The sequence below is a fragment of the Pedobacter cryoconitis genome (assembly GCF_001590605.1).
GTDB classification, from domain to species: domain Bacteria; phylum Bacteroidota; class Bacteroidia; order Sphingobacteriales; family Sphingobacteriaceae; genus Pedobacter; species Pedobacter cryoconitis_A.
In genome coordinates this window covers 4,366,079-4,384,228 of the sequence record NZ_CP014504.1, presented here as the reverse complement: position 1 = coordinate 4,384,228, position 18,150 = coordinate 4,366,079, and the positions used below count along the sequence as shown (strand labels likewise).

15 protein-coding genes are annotated in these 18,150 nt (G+C 40.0%); 9 read left to right on the top strand and 6 right to left on the bottom strand.

All coding sequences use genetic code 11. The features are described 5' to 3' along the window. The first annotated feature begins 8 nt into the window (after positions 1–8). The 3 genes from cysS to AY601_RS18280 all read left to right on the top strand — a co-directional run bounded on the left by cysS (position 9) and on the right by AY601_RS18280 (position 3,416). A complete protein-coding gene (gene cysS, locus AY601_RS18290; RefSeq protein ID WP_068403695.1) occupies positions 9–1,469 on the top strand; it encodes a cysteine--tRNA ligase in 1,461 nt (486 codons plus the stop codon). Positions 1,470–1,521: 52 nt separating this feature from the next. After that, entirely contained in the window at positions 1,522–2,379 is an 858-nt protein-coding gene (locus AY601_RS18285; protein ID WP_068403693.1) for a nuclear transport factor 2 family protein, read from the top strand. A gap of 146 nt (positions 2,380–2,525) precedes the next feature. Then, a complete protein-coding gene (locus AY601_RS18280) occupies positions 2,526–3,416 on the top strand; it encodes a glycerophosphodiester phosphodiesterase family protein (protein ID WP_232324625.1) in 891 nt (296 codons plus the stop codon). A 692-nt stretch (positions 3,417–4,108) separates the two neighbouring features. Here AY601_RS18280 and AY601_RS18275 read toward each other — a convergent pair. The 3 genes from AY601_RS18275 to AY601_RS18265 are packed head-to-tail and all read right to left on the bottom strand — an operon-like array spanning position 4,109 to position 7,092. After that, a complete protein-coding gene (locus tag AY601_RS18275; protein ID WP_068403691.1) occupies positions 4,109–5,071 on the bottom strand; it encodes an AAA family ATPase in 963 nt (320 codons plus the stop codon). A 2-nt stretch (positions 5,072–5,073) separates the two neighbouring features. Continuing rightward, positions 5,074–6,441: a peptidylprolyl isomerase gene (locus AY601_RS18270; RefSeq protein WP_068403689.1), complete on the bottom strand. Its 1,368-nt coding sequence runs from the start codon at positions 6,439–6,441 to the stop codon at positions 5,074–5,076. Between the two features lie 60 nt (positions 6,442–6,501). After that, on the bottom strand, positions 6,502–7,092 hold the full coding sequence (locus AY601_RS18265; protein WP_068403687.1) for a hypothetical protein: 591 nt from the start codon (positions 7,090–7,092) through the stop codon (positions 6,502–6,504). A gap of 110 nt (positions 7,093–7,202) precedes the next feature. On the opposite strand from AY601_RS18265, the gene AY601_RS18260 reads away from it, so the two are divergent. Both AY601_RS18260 and rdgB read left to right on the top strand, forming a co-directional pair. Next, the gene (locus AY601_RS18260) at positions 7,203–7,886 is read left to right on the top strand and encodes a hypothetical protein (protein WP_068403685.1); all 684 of its coding nucleotides are present in this window, start codon (positions 7,203–7,205) and stop codon (positions 7,884–7,886) included. Then, positions 7,883–8,467, top strand: coding sequence for an RdgB/HAM1 family non-canonical purine NTP pyrophosphatase (gene rdgB, locus AY601_RS18255; RefSeq protein WP_068403683.1), 585 nt, complete (start codon positions 7,883–7,885; stop codon positions 8,465–8,467). Before AY601_RS18260 ends, rdgB begins: the two co-directional genes overlap by 4 nt. On the opposite strand, the gene AY601_RS18250 is transcribed toward rdgB, so the two are convergent. Further along, on the bottom strand, positions 8,436–11,090 hold the full coding sequence (locus AY601_RS18250; protein ID WP_084359337.1) for an OstA-like protein: 2,655 nt from the start codon (positions 11,088–11,090) through the stop codon (positions 8,436–8,438). The genes rdgB and AY601_RS18250 overlap by 32 nt on opposite strands. A gap of 187 nt (positions 11,091–11,277) precedes the next feature. On the opposite strand from AY601_RS18250, the gene tilS reads away from it, so the two are divergent. The 3 genes from tilS (at position 11,278) to bshA (ending at position 14,373) form a co-directional block, all read left to right on the top strand. After that, positions 11,278–12,612 (top strand): tRNA lysidine(34) synthetase TilS, encoded by a 1,335-nt coding sequence (gene tilS / locus AY601_RS18245; protein ID WP_068403681.1) that lies wholly within the window; start codon positions 11,278–11,280, stop codon positions 12,610–12,612. After that, entirely contained in the window at positions 12,613–13,095 is a 483-nt protein-coding gene (locus AY601_RS18240) for a hypothetical protein (protein ID WP_068403679.1), read from the top strand. Positions 13,096–13,227: 132 nt separating this feature from the next. Then, positions 13,228–14,373, top strand: coding sequence for an N-acetyl-alpha-D-glucosaminyl L-malate synthase BshA (gene bshA / locus AY601_RS18235; protein ID WP_068403677.1), 1,146 nt, complete (start codon positions 13,228–13,230; stop codon positions 14,371–14,373). 129 nt (positions 14,374–14,502) lie between these two features. Here the strand turns inward: bshA and AY601_RS18230 are convergent, their stop codons facing one another. Together AY601_RS18230 and AY601_RS18225 are read right to left on the bottom strand one after the other, a co-directional pair. Beyond that, the gene (locus AY601_RS18230) at positions 14,503–15,615 is read right to left on the bottom strand and encodes a lactonase family protein (protein ID WP_068403675.1); all 1,113 of its coding nucleotides are present in this window, start codon (positions 15,613–15,615) and stop codon (positions 14,503–14,505) included. Between the two features lie 13 nt (positions 15,616–15,628). Further along, positions 15,629–17,065: a pseudouridine synthase gene (locus AY601_RS18225; protein WP_068403672.1), complete on the bottom strand. Its 1,437-nt coding sequence runs from the start codon at positions 17,063–17,065 to the stop codon at positions 15,629–15,631. 294 nt (positions 17,066–17,359) lie between these two features. On the opposite strand from AY601_RS18225, the gene AY601_RS18220 reads away from it, so the two are divergent. Then, a complete protein-coding gene (locus tag AY601_RS18220; RefSeq protein WP_232324624.1) occupies positions 17,360–18,079 on the top strand; it encodes a lytic transglycosylase domain-containing protein in 720 nt (239 codons plus the stop codon). Positions 18,080–18,150: the final 71 nt, after the last annotated feature.

Sequence of the window (18,150 nt, the reverse complement as noted above, 5' to 3'; positions counted from 1 at the left end):
ATATACTAATGGAGAACGGTTTACAGCTATACAATACCCTTACGCGCAAAAAAGAGAATTTTGAACCCTTAAACGGCCATCATGTTGGAATGTACGTTTGCGGGCCTACTGTTTACAGTGATGTGCATTTGGGTAATTGCCGTACTTTCATTTCTTTTGATTTAATCTTCAGATATCTGAAGTATATGGGTTTCAAGGTCCGTTATGTGCGTAATATAACTGATGCCGGCCATTTGGAAGGTGATCGTGATGAAGGTGATGATAAGTTTGCGAAAAGAGCAAAGCTGGAGCAGCTGGAACCCATGGAGATTGTACAGAAATATACATTGGGTTTCCATGATGTACTGCGCATGTTCAATACGCTTCCACCAAGCATCGAGCCAACAGCAACTGGTCACATTATCGAGCAGATTGAGATGATCAAAGATATCATCGCCAATGGTTATGCTTATGAAACTAATGGAACTGTATATTTTGATGTAGAGAAATATAGCCAGACTTATAATTATACCGTATTAACTAATCGTAATCTGGATGATATGATGGCTAATACAAGAGAATTAGGTGGGCAGGATGAGAAACGTGGCAGACTGGATTTTGCTTTATGGATTAAGGCGAAGCCTGAAACATTAATGCGCTGGCAGTCTCCATGGGGTGTTGGATTCCCGGGCTGGCATATTGAGTGCTCTGCAATGAGCGCAAAATATCTGGGTGAGGAGTTTGATATTCATGGTGGTGGTATGGATTTGGCGGCTACGCACCATACCAATGAAATTGCACAGTCGGAGGCTTGTTATCATAAACATCCTGCAAAATACTGGATGCATACCAACATGTTAACAGTTAATGGAGCGAGAATGTCTAAAACTGCTGGTAATGGTTTTATGCCGCTACAGTTGTTTTCTGGTGATCATCCTTTGTTATCTAAGGGGTACAGCCCGATGACGGTTAAGTTCTTTATGCTTCAGGCGCATTATCGGAGTACGCTGGATTTTTCAAATGATGCATTGGATGCTTCAGAAAAAGGATTCAGAAGACTGATGAATTCTCTAAACCTGCTTGAAAAACTGACACCTGCTGCAACGGGAGATTTTGAAATCGAGCCGATCAGGTTGAACTGTGTAAAAGCAATGAATGATGATTTTAATAGTCCTGTAGTTATTGCAGAATTGTTTGAGGCAGCAAGAATTATCAATACTGTTTATGATGGTAAGGGTAGTATTTCTGCTGCTGAACTGGAGAAGCTGAAACAGCTGATGCAGGATTTCGTGTATGATATCTTCGGATTAAAAGATGAGGAAAGTTCAAATACGGAGCTGAATGATGTGTTGGATATGGTGATTGATATCAGAAAGAGCGCGAAAGAAAACAAGGATTATGCTACTTCTGATAAGATACGTATTGGTCTTCAGGATATTGGCATCCAATTAAAAGATAGTAAAGAGGGGACTACCTGGAATAAATTATAACCGGAAGTTCTATAATCAAAACACCTTATATTATAATACTATAAACTAAACCATGATCAACAAAATTATCTGCACCCTAATGGCTGCAACTTTTACTTTAGGGGCATCTGCTCAGCATACTGATGGCACTACTAAATCATTAGTAAAGGCGGAAGAGGAATTTGCAGCAGCTGCTGCAAAGGATGGTATTAAATCTGCATTTAATGATTACAGTGCGAAAGGTGCATTGGTTTTCAGACCTAATCCGGTAGATGCGAAAACTTTCTATGCAAATCAGCCTAATGATAAAAATCTAAGCTGGGCACCTGATTATGCGAGGGTTTCCCGCAGTGGGGACTGGGGTTTTACTTCTGGTGGTTATACGGTAGATGGCGAGACTAAGGCTTATGGTGAGTATCTTTCTGTTTGGAAAGCCATCAATGGTAAATGGCAATTGGTGCTGGATTTAGGAGCGGAACATCACAAGCCTTTAAACCCGGTAGCTACTCATTTTGTAGAGCCTAAGGATTATTTTAAACCAAAATTCGGTGGGCCAAAACAGGCTGCTGCAGGGAAAGATATTATTTTAACAACTGAAAAGACGTTGAACATGACTTTGAAATCTTATGGGATTGCTGCTTATGGTGGTTTCCTTAATCCGGATGCCAGGGTTGTATTCCCTGGTTATGAGCCTGTAATCGGAAAAGATAAGATCATCGCTTTTTATAATAGCATGGTTGATAAAATGAGCTTGAGAACTGTTGGTGCAGATAAGGCAGCTGGTGGGGATTTAGCTTATACCTACGGGGTCGCTACTATTGACTACAGAACAGATTTAAGAGAGAGCTTTAATTATGTGTTCATTTATGAGCGTCAGCCTGATTTTAACTGGAATCTGATTCAACAGATTTACGTTCCTGCGGAACGTTAAGTTTCTTGTTTTCAAATAAAAAGGGTTTCTTAGTATCGGTTTAATTTTAAACTGATGTTAAGAGGCCCTTTTTTTGTATTTGCGGGGTTTAAGGTTTTGTATTGTATGATAAAGGCTGTTTAGCCGTTAAATGATTAAAGAAAAGAATGATGAAGAAATACTTACTGTTTGGAGTTGCTGTGTTATGTTTTATACAGGGTTATAGTCAGAGTTTTGATAAGCAGGGGCAAAGGGGAGCCAGGGGTTTAATGCCTGAGAATACTATTGGTGGTATGCTGAGGGCTCTGGATCTCGGGGTTACGACTTTGGGAATGAATGTAGTAATATCAAAAGATAAGCAGGTAGTGCTTTCTCATGAGCCTTATTTTAACAATGAGATCAGCCTTACGCCGGAGGGCAAGGATATTCCGCTGAAGGACGAGAAGAAGTATAATATGTATGAGATGGATTATGACCAGATCCGTAAGTATGATGTAGGGAGTAAGTTTCATAAGCGGTATCCTGGTCAGCAGAAGTATAAGGCTTATAAGCCGCTGTTGAGTGAGGTGATAGATTCGGTAGAGGCTTATGTAAAGTTGCATAAGTTGCCTAAGCCTAATTATGCGATTGAGGTCAAAACGATCCGTAAGGGTGATTTGGAGTTTCATCCTGAGCCGGCAGAGTTTTCACAATTGGTAATGGATGTTGTTGTGAAGAAAAAGATGGTCAAGAGGGCAATCATACAGGCTTTTGATCTCAGGTGTTTGCAGTATGTGCATGCGCATTATCCAAAGGTTAGAACTGCGTTGATGATTGATGAGAAGGAGGATTTTGAGAATAATATTAAGGATTTAGGGTTCAGTCCGACGTTTTATAGCCCGTATGCGGTATTGGTTGGGAAGGGGTTAGTGGATAGGTGCCATGAGGCGGGGATAAAGATTGTTCCGTGGACGGTGAATAGTTTGAAGGATATGGAGTATATGGTGGGGTTGGGGGTCGATGGTATCATCACTGATTATCCCAATTTATTCGGGCAGCTGGAGTTGCCTGTCAAGTAGTTTTTTCGGTTAAAGGGAGGGGATTTTCTGAGGGGATCAAAAAAACAGGGTGTGCTATTTTCAGACTGGTCGCCTCCTGAAGAGGAGCCGAAGGTCAGGAAAACAGCACACCCTGTTTTTTTGCCGCCTGTGTCGATAACCCGCTTCTTTAACCGGAAAGACTAGCTCGCCGGAAATCCGCGATTGTGAAAAATATGGATAACAGTTCTTCAGTTGGGAAGAAAGAAAGAAAGAAAGAAAGAAAGAAAGAAAGAAAGAAAGAAAGAAAGAAAGAAAGAAAGAAAGAAAGAAAGAAAAACTAGTTGGTGAAGCGGAGAGGTGAAATAAGAGGAGAACCTGTTTGGAGAAATAAAGTGAAAGACTAGTTGGTGAAGAGGAGAGGTGAAATAAGGAGGAGAATCTGGTTGGAGAAATAAAGTGAAAGATTAATTGATGAAGCGGAGAGTTGAAATAAGGAGGAGAACATGGTTGGAGAAACAAGAGGAGCAGACTAGGTGGAGAAATAGTGAGGAGAATCAGGGGAAGCTCCGGCTGGGGAGGGCTTAAGTAAGTTTTGAATATAGTTAATTTTTGTTATTGTGTTTTACAAGAGTTGTCGGGAAATTTTTTATCAATAGCAATGCTTGGCCAGGTTTCCTGACGGTTTTTTTTATTAAAAGATACTTTTAGATATAGAGTGATGAAAGGGCTTGTTATAGCAGGTTCTTGATGATTTTCTCTATGGAGAGGCCTTCGGCTTCGGCACGGTAGTTTCTTACGATACGGTGGCGGAGAATGGCTTCTGCGACGGCTTGTACGTCTTCGATGTCTGGTGAGTATTTTCCGGAGATGGCGGCGTGGCATTTGGCTCCGAGGATAAGGAATTGGGAGGCTCGGGGGCCTGCTCCCCAGTTTACGTACTGGTTAATTTCAGGGGTGGCCAATGGGGTTCCGGGACGGGTTTTTCCGGTTAGTTTTACAGCGTATTCCAGTACGTTGTCGGTTACGGGAATGGTACGGATCAATTGCTGGAAGTATTCAATCTGCTCGGCGTTGATTAGTTTTTTAAGGGTAACGGGGTTGTTGCCGGTAGAGTTTTTAACGATAGTGAGTTCTTCCTGGAAGGTTGGGTAGGTAAGCAGTACGTTGAACATGAAGCGGTCGAGTTGTGCTTCGGGAAGTGGATAAGTACCTTCTTGTTCAATAGGGTTCTGGGTAGCAAGAACGAAAAAGGGTTTGGGTAAAATGTGTTTGTGGCCTGCTGCGGTAACTGATTTCTCCTGCATGGCTTCCAGAAGGGCGGCCTGGGTTTTTGGAGGGGTTCTGTTGATTTCGTCAGCGAGAACAATATTAGAGAAGACAGGACCTTTAATGAACTTAAAGTTCCTGTCTTCTCCTAAGATTTCTGAGCCAATGATATCCCCTGGCATCAGATCGGGGGTAAATTGTATTCTGTTAAAGTTAAGGTCCAGTACGTCTGCTACGGTTTGTACCAGTAGTGTCTTTGCAAGACCCGGAACCCCTACCAATAAGCAATGTCCATTGCTTAGGATGGAGATGAGTACCGATTTAACAGCTTCATCCTGTCCAATAACGACTTTACCAATTTCATTCTTTATATCCTTGTAAAATTGGTGAAGGGCATCAACTGCCGCTTTGTCGTTAGTGTACTGCATAATTATTTCGTTTCTGCTGGTAATGGTTTAGTCCAGATCTTTAACTCATCACAGGTAGAGTAGTCAGGATCGATTCTAATATAGGTGCTTTTTCTTCTTTTTTCAAACCATTCACTCATTACACGATCCATTTTTTGTTGCTGGGCCTTTTCTTTGAACTTAGCGTAATCTTGTTCGAGGTTACCTTTGTGTGGTGCGATCTTGGATTTTAAAAGGATAATTTTGTAGCCTTCTTTTCCATCAGCTGCTGTAAATGGTACTGGTCTTGATATTTCACCTACTTTCATTGTATCTACCACAAGGAACACTTTTGGATCTAGCTTGTCAGCAGGAATGAATGTAGTTCTCGCAGTAACGTTATCTGCAAATAAAAGCATACCTCCGTTGTATTTGGATTCTTTGTTTGAAGAGTAAAGGGATGCTGCTGCTGAGAAGCTTAGTTTGTTCGCAATTACATTATTGTAAACACTGTCTGCATGTAGTTTTGCACGGTCTAAACTTTGCGGGGTAGTTTGCGGACGGATCAGAATGTGGCGGGCGTGGACCTGCTCTCCTCTGCGTTCTACAACCTGTAGCACGTGGAATCCAAAGTCTGTTTCAAATACGGGTGAAATTTCTCCTGGTTTTAGTTTAAAGGCATAAGCTGTAAATTCTTTTGCCATCATGGTACGGTCAAAGAATCCTAAATCACCACCTTCTGGTGCTGAACCCGGATCTTCAGAATAAGTCTTCGCTAAAAATCCGAAGTCTTCTCCACTTTTAACACGTAATCTTATCGCATCAAGCTTATCAAAGAAACGTTGTTTTTCTGATTTAGTCAGTTCCGGGTTAATTACGATTTCTCCAACTTCATATTCAGCAGGGATATCTGGTAAACTGTCTTTTTTGTAAGAATCGTAGTATTTTCTTACTTCTACAGGAGTAATACTCACTTTCTCAGTGATAGTCCCCTGCATTTTATTCGCCTGAAGCTGATCTTTAACGTCAGGTCTCAGCTCATCTTTATATTGTAATACCGAACGGTTCAGGAATTCTTCCAGTTTATCCTGGCCACCTGCACGCTGAATCTGGTAACGCATTCTTTTGTCCAGTTCATCATCCACCTGTTTATCATCCACCATTACGGAGTCAATATTTGCTTGTTGTTTTAATAAATGTTGAACCAGCATTTGTTGAAGGATGTAACACTTTACTTTCTCATCCACCGGATTCCCTGAATTCAGGTACATTACGTATTGCTGGTTTAATTCCGACAATAGGATTACATCGCTTCCCAGTACCGCAATCACCTTATCTACGCTTTTTGTCTGGGATTGTACGTTTAAAAACAAGAAGAGCAATCCGCTTGCCATCAATAAAATTTTCTTCATTATACTATTTTCAATTATATTCTATTTGCAAATTTACTATTATTCAATGATTTGTCTGTGCTATTCTCTGATCAGTTTGCTTAAGGTATGCTGATCGATGGTTATTTTATATTTGTTGCGTAGCGCAGTGATCCATTTACAGTCCAGTTGCTTCTGATAGTCCTCTGCTACCTCACTTTTACTGTCTTCATATGACATAGAGGGATAGGACGCGGCATGTGCATTATAATACTCATGTATCTGCTTATCGTTATTCTCCAGGCCATCCCAGATTTTCTTCCCGGAAATATTGAAAAGTAAAAGTGCTTCTTTAAATTCGTTAATAACCAGCGAAAAGTCTGCGCCCTTAGCTTCTGGTGGTGCTGAAGCTAATAATGCCTGCTCATAATTCCTGGTTTCAGCAATATAAGTACTGTCTTTATCCAATCCGGCTTCCAGGGCATCCTGGACTTTCAGCTTAAAATCAATATATATGTTTAAAAAAGAAATCAGATCAGTTAATGTTGGTTTGGTATTCCCCGGACGATGCTTCTGATATACCCATACGAATTCTTTCTGACTTACAGGGTTGCCGTTGATTACAGCTACGCTTTGTGCGACAGTACTGAAATAGAAAAAACAGAGAACAAGAATAAAACAGATTTTTCTCACAAAAGGTCTAAATGGTATTTTTAAGGTATAAAAGTAATAAATTAAGGCACTATAATAAGATATTTAACTAATTTTAACACAAAAAATTTTTCCCAAAAAAGGCATAATTCATGGGTGAACAGTTAACTACCAGTGCAGAGGCGCTCCGTTTATTTTTTACAGAGGATATTTACCTGGTCAATAGTGATGATAAAATACTTGGTGCAGCACAACCTGAGCTAAAACCGGCTCCTGTTCCTGTGCTCGAAAATCCTGTTCCTGTACTTGAAAACCCTGTTCATGTGGCTGCCAATGCTGTTCATGTAACTGCTGATCCCGTTGTTGAAGTAGTGGTTCCTGTTGTCGTGCAGCTGGTTCCTGAAATTAAGGTTGCCGTTCCTGAAGTTAAAACTCCTGCTGCAGAAGGGGTAGTATTTAAGTATCTGGGTAAAAATCAGAAAAATATTCTAATCCTGGTCAATGATACCGAAAATGAGGTCAGCACTGATAAAGGAAAAGAGTTATTGCGGAATATTGTGAAAGCTCTTCAGCTAACTGCCAATGACTTTGCTTTACTCAATTATGCGGCCTACGCAAATACAGGTTTTGAAGAATTCAGAAACTTCTTTAAGAGTAACCTGGTCTTTGCTTTTGGCGTTACGCCTTTACACCTTGGTTTGGGAGAACAGCCTGTAAACGAAATTATTATGCAAGGTGCTGCACAACTTATTTTTTCCGTAAACCTGGATCAGCTTGCTGATGACCAGGCGGGAAAGAAAGCATTGTGGGGCAGCCTTAAAAAACTGTCCATATGATCAGACAATTAGTCTTTGCTACCAATAATATAAATAAAACAAAAGAAGTCAGCTCTTTATTAGCTGGCCAGTACGAAGTCCTGAACCTGAAAGATATTGGTTGTATGACCGATATTCCAGAGACAGCAGATAGTTTTGCAGGCAATGCAGGTTTAAAGAGCCGGTTTGTGGTCGAAAATTATCAGTTAGACTGCTTTGCAGATGATAGTGGTCTGGAAGTTGAAGCTTTAAACAATGAACCCGGAATATATTCTGCCCGTTATGCTGGTGAGAGAGGGGATGCTGCAAATCTTGAATTGGTTTTGAAAAAGATGGAAGGACAGCAGAACCGCGCTGCACGTTTCAAAACGGTAGTCTCTTTAATTCAAAATGGTGAAGAATTTCTGTTCGAAGGGTCAATCCAGGGTACGCTCCGCGAAAGCCGCACCGGTGAGCATGGCTTCGGTTATGATCCGATTTTTCAGCCAGACGGTTACCAGGTAACTTTTGCTGAAATGGACATGGCAGAGAAGAATAAAATCAGTCACCGCGCAATTGCTATGCGCAAGCTTATTGCTTTTTTGAAGGAACAGGCTGTGTAGTTAAAGAATCTATTTTCTTTACTAAAGGAGGCACTGTTTTCTGAATCGTATCGGCAATTTTTGGTGGTACTTTTTGTATAACTTCTAAGGGGTTAATCTTCTTTTTTAGGGAATCTACTTTGTTCTTCAAGGAATCAGCACTCTTTTTCAACCCTGGGATATCCGTATTCCTCAGGTTCAGAGAATCAGCTGCTTTTTTCAGAATTTGAGGATCAATATCTTTAGCGGCCTTTTTAAGGATACTGCCTGCCCCGCCCGGTAACTGATCAGAAATGGCATCAATAGCTGCTTCCTTCAAGTCTTTTGTCGCTGGTTTCCCTGTTGTTTTTACACCTGGTTTAACACCTGCTTTGACAGCCGGCTTGCCTGTTGCTTTTGCCACAGCTTTTGGTTTGGCCACTTGTTTTGGATTGGTAATATCTCTTTTGGAACGCGGCCTTAATTCTGGTTTCCAGATAAAACCTGTTAAAATTACATCCTGTTTGATGTCGGCAACAGGTGTAGTTGCCCCCTCGACATCCTTGATAGGAACGACATCTGAGATTTCATTTTTCCGGAAATTAACTTTAATCCGGCTGCTGATCGTCTGATTCATCTTATCATATTTTTTACCATCGTCAGTCTTCGTGAAATAAACACTTTCTGCATTACCATCCACGTACATGCTGTTTAATGTTCCGTCTTTAAAGAAACCAGTAATCATTTTACCTTTAATCTGATTGAATTTGGCAGAATCTACCGGATCAACGTTAACGGCAAATGCACTGCTGATTACCTGTACAGAGTTTATCTTTTTATTCCTTAGTTGCAGATAAATAGTATCCCCGGTCTGCTGAGAATTTTGTGACCAGATAATTGGGTTTTTGTACCAGCGTAAAGTCGAATCCGCACTGGTATAAAACAAGGAATCTGCTTTAGCCTGCATATTAGACTTAAAGACATTCACATGGTGATAAGCTTTGATAATACGGGTAAGCACAGTATCTGCCGGATTAAATGGCAAACTATCTTTAGTTGTTTTTTTAAGCAATGGCTTAATCTTGGTTTTGAGTTTAGCGGTATCGGTTTTAACCTTTATAGCGTCCGGTTTCACCTTTGAGGTATCAGTTTTGTCTTTTGTAACGGCTGTTTTGAGCTTTGCAGTATCAGTTTTTAACGCAGGGTCAGTTGTTTTAACATCGGGCGTAATCTTTGGTGGAGCAGCCTGTTTTACAGTTGGATCAGCTTTTAAACCTGATTTTAAACTGTCTGCCTTTAAGGTTTCTTTACTTAAAACAGGAATACCCTTTTTAATGACGGCATCAATTTTTGCAATCGCTGCCTTTTTTTGCAAGGTATCCAGTGCCCTCAGTTCCGCTGCTTTCCTGAAGATAGAATCAATTTTCTGAATAGGGACTTTTGCCTTCAGCATACTGTCCCTTTTTACACTATCCTTTGCAGTTAAAATGACTTTTAAAGGTGGTACCTTAGGATTTTTACCATTTCCAGCTGCAGGAACAACAGGTTTTTTCGGATCTCCCGGTTTAGCCTTTTTACTGCCAACCTTGCTTCCTTCTCTGCTTTCTTCCCCTAATTCATTGTCTTTTTTAATGACAGGGCCTTTAATCAGTTTTAAGGTTTTCTGCAGGACCATTTGTGTTTCTAATGTATCAGCCCCCAGCCATAAGCTATCCGGACGCTTCACTTCTTTGACTAAAATAGAATCACTGGTACCCATACCTGCATAAGCATTTTTAGTAACCAACGTCCGCTGGTCCTTTTTGTAATAATAGCCTAGCTGACCATGCATCAGCATTTTATCAATAGTATCTTTAAATACAATATTTCTTACTGCCTTACCATAACCAGCACGGCCATCATAGTACAAACTATCTCCTTTGAGAGACTTACTGCCCGAGGTATACAGGTTGTTTTTTCCAAAATAGGCATAAGTAGTTTTCGTATTGTATGCACCGTTTTCTGTATAAAGATTACCGCCATCTTTCTCCCTGATATTGGTGGGGCCGTAAAAATAAGCCCAGTTGGTCAGCGTATTATACCTTAACGTATCAGATTTAATTGTACTTTGCTCGGTAACCACCAGCACATTATAACGGAAATAAGCATCCCTGCTATTGGCAAAATAATAACCATTTTTACTGGTGATGGTGGCATCTTTGTTCACGATTTTACCACCACTCACATAAGTACCCACTTTAGAAGCCATGGCATAATCCAGTACATTGGTTGTTAATACGGAAGTTCTGTCCAGCAAACGAACATTACTTGTTAAATGGGCAAGTTTCGCATTTCCATCATAAGTCAGGAAATCTGAATAAATATTGATGGTATCTGCCTGATTGATGTGCACATTATTAAACGCTTCGAAATAATTCTTGGACGTATAAAAGACGGCGCTATCGCAGGTAAGAATAGCATTGTCCTGTTTAAAGACTGGTTTTCTTAAATAAGTGATGTCAGTTTTTGTAATAATCTTACTTCTTTCTGAACTTTGAAGGATAATTTTAGTTTTTTGTTGTGCCGTTTGAACTGCATTCTGCTGTGCCGAAAGAGACAAGGGTAACAAGAAAAACAGGAGAATCCCTGCAATCCTTAAAGTTAGATTACTATATATAGCGTTCATGATTGTATCATAAACGTTAAAAAGCGTATTTATTTTACTTGAAATGTGAATTTTTCGCACCTTACAAAGTTAGGTTTTTGATGACCATTATAGGTGCCTGTTTAAAATTTATCTGATATTTTGTTTGTCCGGTGAATTTAAAAACCTCTTCCTGCTTCTTTTGGCAGCAAATCGTTATTTTTGACAGATGTTACTCTTGCACAATTTTCTGGATTACATCAGGCTCAATACCTTATTCCATCCAGACCAGCGGATTCTTTTAGCGGTTAGCGGAGGAAAAGATTCTGTACTTATGGCCCATCTTTTTAAACAGGGAGGATTTAAGTTTGGAATTGCACATTGTAATTTTGGACTGCGGGCAGAAGAGTCACAAAGAGATGAACGCTTTGTGAGTGCGCTGGCTTCACAGCTTGAAGTACCGTTATATGTTACACATTTCGCCACTAAAGCGTATGCAGCTGAACGTAAAATATCTACTCAGATGGCTGCCAGGGATTTGAGGTATAGTTGGTTTGAAGAATTAAGAATACAGGAAAATTATAATTATATCGCTGTTGCACATCATCAGGATGATGCGATAGAAACAGTATTGCTGAATTTAGTCAGAGGGACAGGTATTGCAGGCTTACATGGTATCCTGCCTAAAAGGGATAACTTAATCAGGCCGCTGCTCTTCTTATCCCGTGCAGGAATAGAGGAGGTCATTCAGCGAAAAGGGTATGATTTCGTAGAAGATAGTTCTAATGCAAGTACTGCTTATGCGAGGAATAAACTAAGACTGGGCGTAATACCGTTACTTAAGGAGATCAATCCTAATCTGGAGCAGACTTTTGAACATAATATTCTTCGTTTCGCAGAAACTGAATTGGTTTTGCAGCAAACTGTTGCCGGGCTCAGGACAACATTGCTGGAGGAGAGAAAAGATGGTGTTTATCTTTCGCTGGAGAAAATTAAAGCGCTGAACCCTAAAAGGCTTCTTTTGTTTGAACTGTTAAAGGTTTATAATTTTACTGAAACTGTAGTGGAAGAGCTGCTTGGTTCTTTAAATAAGCAAAGCGGGACTTCATTTTATAGTGCAAGTCACCGGATTACGCTGAACCGGGATCAACTGATCCTGACCACCATTACAGCTGAAGAAGTTTATACGAACAAGATCATCCATCCTTCGGATACAGCAATCACTTTTGGCAACGGGGTTATTGAAATTTCTTACACTGAGCTGTTATCTTTTGAGAATAATCCGCAGAAGGCATTTGTCGATGCAGACCGGCTGATATTTCCGATAGTGGTCAGAACATGGCAGGAGGGGGATCGTTTTATGCCGATCGGAATGAGAAACTATAAAAAGCTAAGTGATTTCTTTATTGATCAGAAAATACCTCTGCCCCAAAAAGATAGTATTCCAATTCTTGTTAATGGGAACGGAGATGTAGTGTGGGTAGCAGGCTTACGGCAGGACAATAGATATAAAGTAACAGCTACAACAAAAAAAGTCGTTATATTCGAACAGAAATTAAATTAAATGAGCAATAAGTACGCTTTTCTGGAGAAACAATATATAGGTCGTGATTACATCAGGATATGTATCCGTTTGTTAATGGCCGCTTTCTGTTTTGGTGCATATGTATATGAAAGAGATCGCGACAATACACAAGACTTATTTCTTGTGGTGGGTTTTGGGATCATTGGTATTTCTATTGCCTTATTATTTCTGATTCAGTATAAAACTATCATCCACAATAAAAGTCTGATCATTGATGGCTTGTGGACCGCAAAAAAGGTAAAGATTGATTTAAATAGTATCACTGATGTCAGAAAGGATACTTATAGCAGCTATCTTTTTAATAATCCGGTATACAATCTGCACCGTAAAGGGAGTATCCGTTTTTACTCTTCCGGGAAAGATGCAGTCGTGTTGACAGACCGCGATGGGCTGGAATATTTTATCGGTACACAAAGACCAAATGAGATGCTTTTGGTCATTCAGGCCGAAATGAAGAAATAATCCTGTGGTGCAGAAGAAGTTATTCTGTCACAAATCAAATAATTGCAATTGTTTAACACAAAGCTCATTTTTAGTACTGTAATTTGCGGGTGAAACAGTTTAGTTAAAACTGTTATAGATAATCTATAATTGATGAAGATAGGTATTGTTTGTTACCCTACATTTGGCGGTAGTGGTGTTGTCGCTACAGAATTGGGAAAGGCATTGGCCGATGAAGGACATCAGGTCCATTTCATCACCTATAGCCAACCTGCAAGGTTAGACTTTTTCTCTGCTAACCTTTATTACCATGAAGTATCAGTCCGGGATTATCCATTGTTTGACTACGCGCCTTATGAGTCTGCATTGGCCAGTAAACTGGTAGACGTTGTGAGATTTGAGAAGCTGGATATTCTGCATGTACATTATGCAATTCCACATGCTTCTGCTGCCTTTATGGCGAAACAGATCCTGGAAACCTACGGTATTTTCATTCCGTTTGTAACTACGCTCCATGGAACTGATATTACTTTAGTTGGAAAAGACCCAACTTATAAACCAGTGGTTACCTTCTCGATTAATAAATCTGACGGAGTTACTACGGTTTCAAATGACCTGAAAGAAGATACGAACAACCACTTTGATATCACAAATGAGATCAGGGTGATTCCTAACTTTATAGATTTCAGCAGATTCAGCCTGAAACCAAAAGATCATTTTAAAAAGGCTATTGCGCCTAACAATGAGCGGATTTTGATTCATACTTCGAATTTCCGGAAAGTGAAAAGAACGGCAGATGTGATTAAGATGTTCAGATTGATCCTGAATAAAATCCCATCTAAGTTACTGATGGTAGGAGATGGGCCTGACCGTGCGAATAACGAACAGTTATGCCGGGATCTTGGTATTTGTGATCATGTACGCTTTTTAGGGAAACAAGATGCTGTAGAAGAAATCCTTTCAGTGGCTGATTTATTTCTGATGCCCTCTGAGACAGAAAGTTTTGGATTGGCTGCATTAGAGGCTATGGCTTGCAAGGTGCCTATTATTACGTCTAATGCTGGTGGTTTACCAGAATTGAATGTAAATGGTTTCTGTGGCTATATGAGCAATGTAGGTGATGTGGATGATATGGCGAAAAAAGCCATCATGATCCTGGAGAATGATGAAGTGCTGAACACGTTTAAAGAAAATGCATTCAAAAGAGCACAGGACTTTGATCTGAAAAAGATATTACCACTGTATGTAGACTATTACAATGATATTATCGCTAAAAACCTTGCTTTACAACCTGCTTAATAACTGGGTTAATTCTTATTCCAAAAAATCTTATTCCAAAAAAAAGAGGTTTCAATATTGAAGCCTCTTTTTTTTGGAATAAGATTTTTTGGAATAAGATTTTGATTATATCTTGCTACCCAATGCTGTTTATTTAGCTACAAACTCAAAACAAACAGGCGCACCTATATCAATTCTTTTGCCGCTGTCTTTTAATGCGCCAGTAACCTTATCACGTTTGAAAATCACAACGTTATTGGTGTACTGATGTCCAACTAATAACCAATTACCACTTGGGTCAATCACAAAAGCTCTCGGACCATTGCCTAAAGTACTGGTCTGACCTTTATTAGTCAGCTGACCGTTACTTTCAACAGCAAAAGTGGTGATTGTATTGGCGGTACCTCTGTTACTTGCATATAAGAACTTTCCATCAGCAGTAAGCTGAATATCAGAACCTCCATTTTCGCCTTTAAAATCTTTAGCTACAATAGATACTTCCTGGATCTTTTTGAACACGCCATCAGCATAACTGAATACGGTTACCTGTGCTATCATTTCCTGGATCAGGTAGGCAAACTTGCCATTGCTGCTAAAGGTAATATGTCTTGGCCCGCTGCCAGGTTTGATAGCGATACTATCTTTTAAAACAAGAACGTTATGCGCTGAACCTTTAGCATAAGCGTAAGTATAAACTTTATCTTTTCCTAAATCATTTGCGATCACATAACGGTGATCAGGCGTAAAACGTACCATGTGAACATGAGCACTGCTTTGTCTGCCTTTGTTAACGCTTGACCCTATATGTTTAACAACCTGTTTCGCCGGAGTCAATGAACCGTCTGCTGTTCTGCCAAAAACACCGATAGTGCCTCCGCTATAGTTAGCAATCAATACATTTTTGTCATCTGCGATCAGATAACAAGGATCTGCACCTTTGGAAGGTTGTTTATTTAGAAAACCTAATTTTCCTGCAACTGCATCAAAGCTAAAGGCGCTTACCATACTTTTCTCACCATCCTCGTTCACCGCATATACAAATTTGCGATCCGGTGTAACGGTAAGGAAGCTTGGATTAATCACGTTCTTCTCTACAGACTTAAACTTAGCAGCGGCATCAGGCGTGTTAAAATCATAAACATAAATTCCTTCACTTTTGCCCGGAGCTGTATAAGTTCCGATGACCAGGTGATAATCTGCCTGTTGTGCTTTAGCAGAAAAAAAAGAAACGGTAGCTGTTAACAGACAAAATAGTTTTCTCATAAATCATTTATAGTTACTGGATCAGATGTTTGATCTGAATCAGTTCATGTTCTTCTAAAAAGCGCCATCTGCCTCGTGGAAGATCTTTTTTGGTCAGGTTACCATAAACCACCCGGTCTAATTTAACAACCTCATAACCCAGGTGTTCGAATATTCTGCGGACAATCCTGTTTTTTCCACTGTGGATCTGGATACCTACTTCACGTTTAGAACCTCCAGCTACGTAAGATACAGAATCTGGTTTAATAATACCATCTTCTAATTCTAATCCGAACTGAATTTTGTTCAGGTCACCCTGACTTAAACTTTTGCTTAACTCAACATGGTAGATTTTAGTAATTCCATTTTTTGGATGCGATAACTTATCTGCTAAATCACCATCATTTGTCATTAATAAAAGACCTGTTGTATTGCGGTCTAAACGACCAACCGGATAAATACGTTCTCTGCTTGCTTTTTCTACTAAGGACATTACCGTGCGGCGTTCCTGAGGATCATCGGTAGTTGTAATATAGTCTTTAGGTTTATTTAAGATCACGTAAACTTTCTTTTCACGTTTCAGCAATTCGCCATTGTAACGTACTTCGTCTTTACCCGGATCTACTTTATGTCCCAGTTCAGAAACCGGTACACCATTTACAGAAACCACACCTGCAGCAATCAGCTCATCTGCCTTACGGCGTGAACAGATACCAGAGTTGGCAATGTAACGGTTCAAACGGATTTTTCCGTCGTCTACAGTATTATAGCTGCTTTCCTTTCTGCTACGCATAACAGGTGCTTTTTCAGCAAAAGGTCTTGGCGCACCAGAATATGGTTTTGCCGGAGCACCTTCTTCTCTTTTTCTGAATGGTCTGCTATCTGTACTTCTGGAAGTGCTCTTTTTATCATCAAAAGTTCTGAATGGTCTTTCGCCATCAGTACTGAAATTGTCTTTCTTTATATAACTACGGCCTTCATTTCTTGGCATCTCTTTAGAGCTGCCTTCTTTAAATGCACGTGGTTTGAATGTTTTGCCGCCAGCACCACCTCTTGACGAGAAGCTTTTTGCATCGCCATCTCTGCCTGCTCTTGGTCTGTCACCATCTCTTGGGGGGCTTGACGAGAAGCTTTTTGCATCGCCATCTCTGCCTGCTCTTGGTCTGTCACCATCTCTTGGAGGTCTTGATGAGAAACTTTTTGCCTCACCATCTCTGTCTGGTCTTGGTCTGAAACTACTATCACCGTCTCTTGGAGGTCTTGCTTTAAAATCATCACCATCTTTACTGGCTCTTGGTCTGTAGTTATCTTTACCAGCACCAAATTTACTCTTCTCGTTCCCCTCTTTATCCCCAAACTTGCTTTTACCCTTGTAAGCATTATCTGCTCCACTACGGCCTTTACCTGTTGTGCTTCGGTTTCCCGGTTTGGACTTGTCATCCCGACTGTTCCTGTTGTTGTTATTTGTCATGATACGCTGTTAACCACATAATTAATGCGGGGTGCAAATTTAATAAAAATCGGGCAATTAGTCATTTATATTTTCAGGATGTCTATTAAAAATAAAATCGTGGCCTATTGGTGTTTAAACCTTGATTTTATTGCTTATTTCTGTAAAATGTTGATTATTAGATAAATATAAGGTACATTTGCAGGCGTTTTATAATTGTTCACCAAAAAAAGGAGGAAAATGATAAAGAAACACATAATAACATGTTCAATAATTTTAGGATTATTGGTTATGGCAAAAGTGTTTGCTTACAACATGCCCCAAGCATTTAAAAGTTCAAAAAAGGGACTTGACAACACGACAAAAAGCATTACCACGACTACCACTATTATCACAGAAGAGCCTGTAAATCAAATAGCTCAGCTGAACTTCGCAGAAGAAACTTTACCTCTGGGTGACATCAGGGTACAGAAAAAAATGAAGAAAACTCTTGCGGGGTATAATTACAGTAACCTCCAGACAAATCGTTTGCACAGAATGGCTGCAGAATGGTTCCCGATTATCGAGCCGATTCTTGCTGCTTATGGGATTCCAAATGATTTTAAATACATGCCTCTTGTAGAGTCTGGTTTACAAGGAGGAATGTCTCCAAAAGGAGCTAATGGATTCTGGCAATTTATGCCGGGTACAGCACGTACTTACGGACTGACAGTAAATTCAGAAGTTGACGAACGTAAGAACTTGCGTAAATCTACTATAGCCGCCTGCAAATACATCAAAGAATTGTATGGTGTTTTTGATAGCTGGACCTTAGTCGCTGCGGCCTATAATGTGGGTGACAACCACATGAGAAAGCAGATCAACAGACAAAATCAAGATAATTATTTCAAAATGAAACTCAATCGGGAAACAGCCGGTTATGTTTACAAACTGATCTCGATGAAAGAAATCATCAGGGATCCTTCCCGGTATGGTTACCGCGAGTCCAAAGGCGTATTGGCGATGCATAGCGGCACCGGTACAAACAGGGAGTAAAACTAATACTGATATGAAATTAAGAGCCGGCAATAGTAGCCGGCTTTTTTTTATGCAATCTCTTCCATGAA

Coding starts and splice junctions, on each gene's coding strand:
- cysS (WP_068403695.1), top strand. CDS start 9: ATGGAGAACGGTTTACAGCTATACAATACCCTTACGCGCAAAAAAGAG.
- AY601_RS18285 (WP_068403693.1), top strand. CDS start 1,522: ATGATCAACAAAATTATCTGCACCCTAATGGCTGCAACTTTTACTTTA.
- AY601_RS18280 (WP_232324625.1), top strand. CDS start 2,526: ATGATGAAGAAATACTTACTGTTTGGAGTTGCTGTGTTATGTTTTATA.
- AY601_RS18275 (WP_068403691.1), bottom strand. CDS start 5,071: ATGCAGTACACTAACGACAAAGCGGCAGTTGATGCCCTTCACCAATTT.
- AY601_RS18270 (WP_068403689.1), bottom strand. CDS start 6,441: ATGAAGAAAATTTTATTGATGGCAAGCGGATTGCTCTTCTTGTTTTTA.
- AY601_RS18260 (WP_068403685.1), top strand. CDS start 7,203: ATGGGTGAACAGTTAACTACCAGTGCAGAGGCGCTCCGTTTATTTTTT.
- rdgB (WP_068403683.1), top strand. CDS start 7,883: ATGATCAGACAATTAGTCTTTGCTACCAATAATATAAATAAAACAAAA.
- AY601_RS18250 (WP_084359337.1), bottom strand. CDS start 11,090: ATGAACGCTATATATAGTAATCTAACTTTAAGGATTGCAGGGATTCTC.
- tilS (WP_068403681.1), top strand. CDS start 11,278: ATGTTACTCTTGCACAATTTTCTGGATTACATCAGGCTCAATACCTTA.
- AY601_RS18240 (WP_068403679.1), top strand. CDS start 12,613: ATGAGCAATAAGTACGCTTTTCTGGAGAAACAATATATAGGTCGTGAT.
- bshA (WP_068403677.1), top strand. CDS start 13,228: ATGAAGATAGGTATTGTTTGTTACCCTACATTTGGCGGTAGTGGTGTT.
- AY601_RS18230 (WP_068403675.1), bottom strand. CDS start 15,615: ATGAGAAAACTATTTTGTCTGTTAACAGCTACCGTTTCTTTTTTTTCT.
- AY601_RS18225 (WP_068403672.1), bottom strand. CDS start 17,065: ATGACAAATAACAACAACAGGAACAGTCGGGATGACAAGTCCAAACCG.
- AY601_RS18220 (WP_232324624.1), top strand. CDS start 17,360: ATGCCCCAAGCATTTAAAAGTTCAAAAAAGGGACTTGACAACACGACA.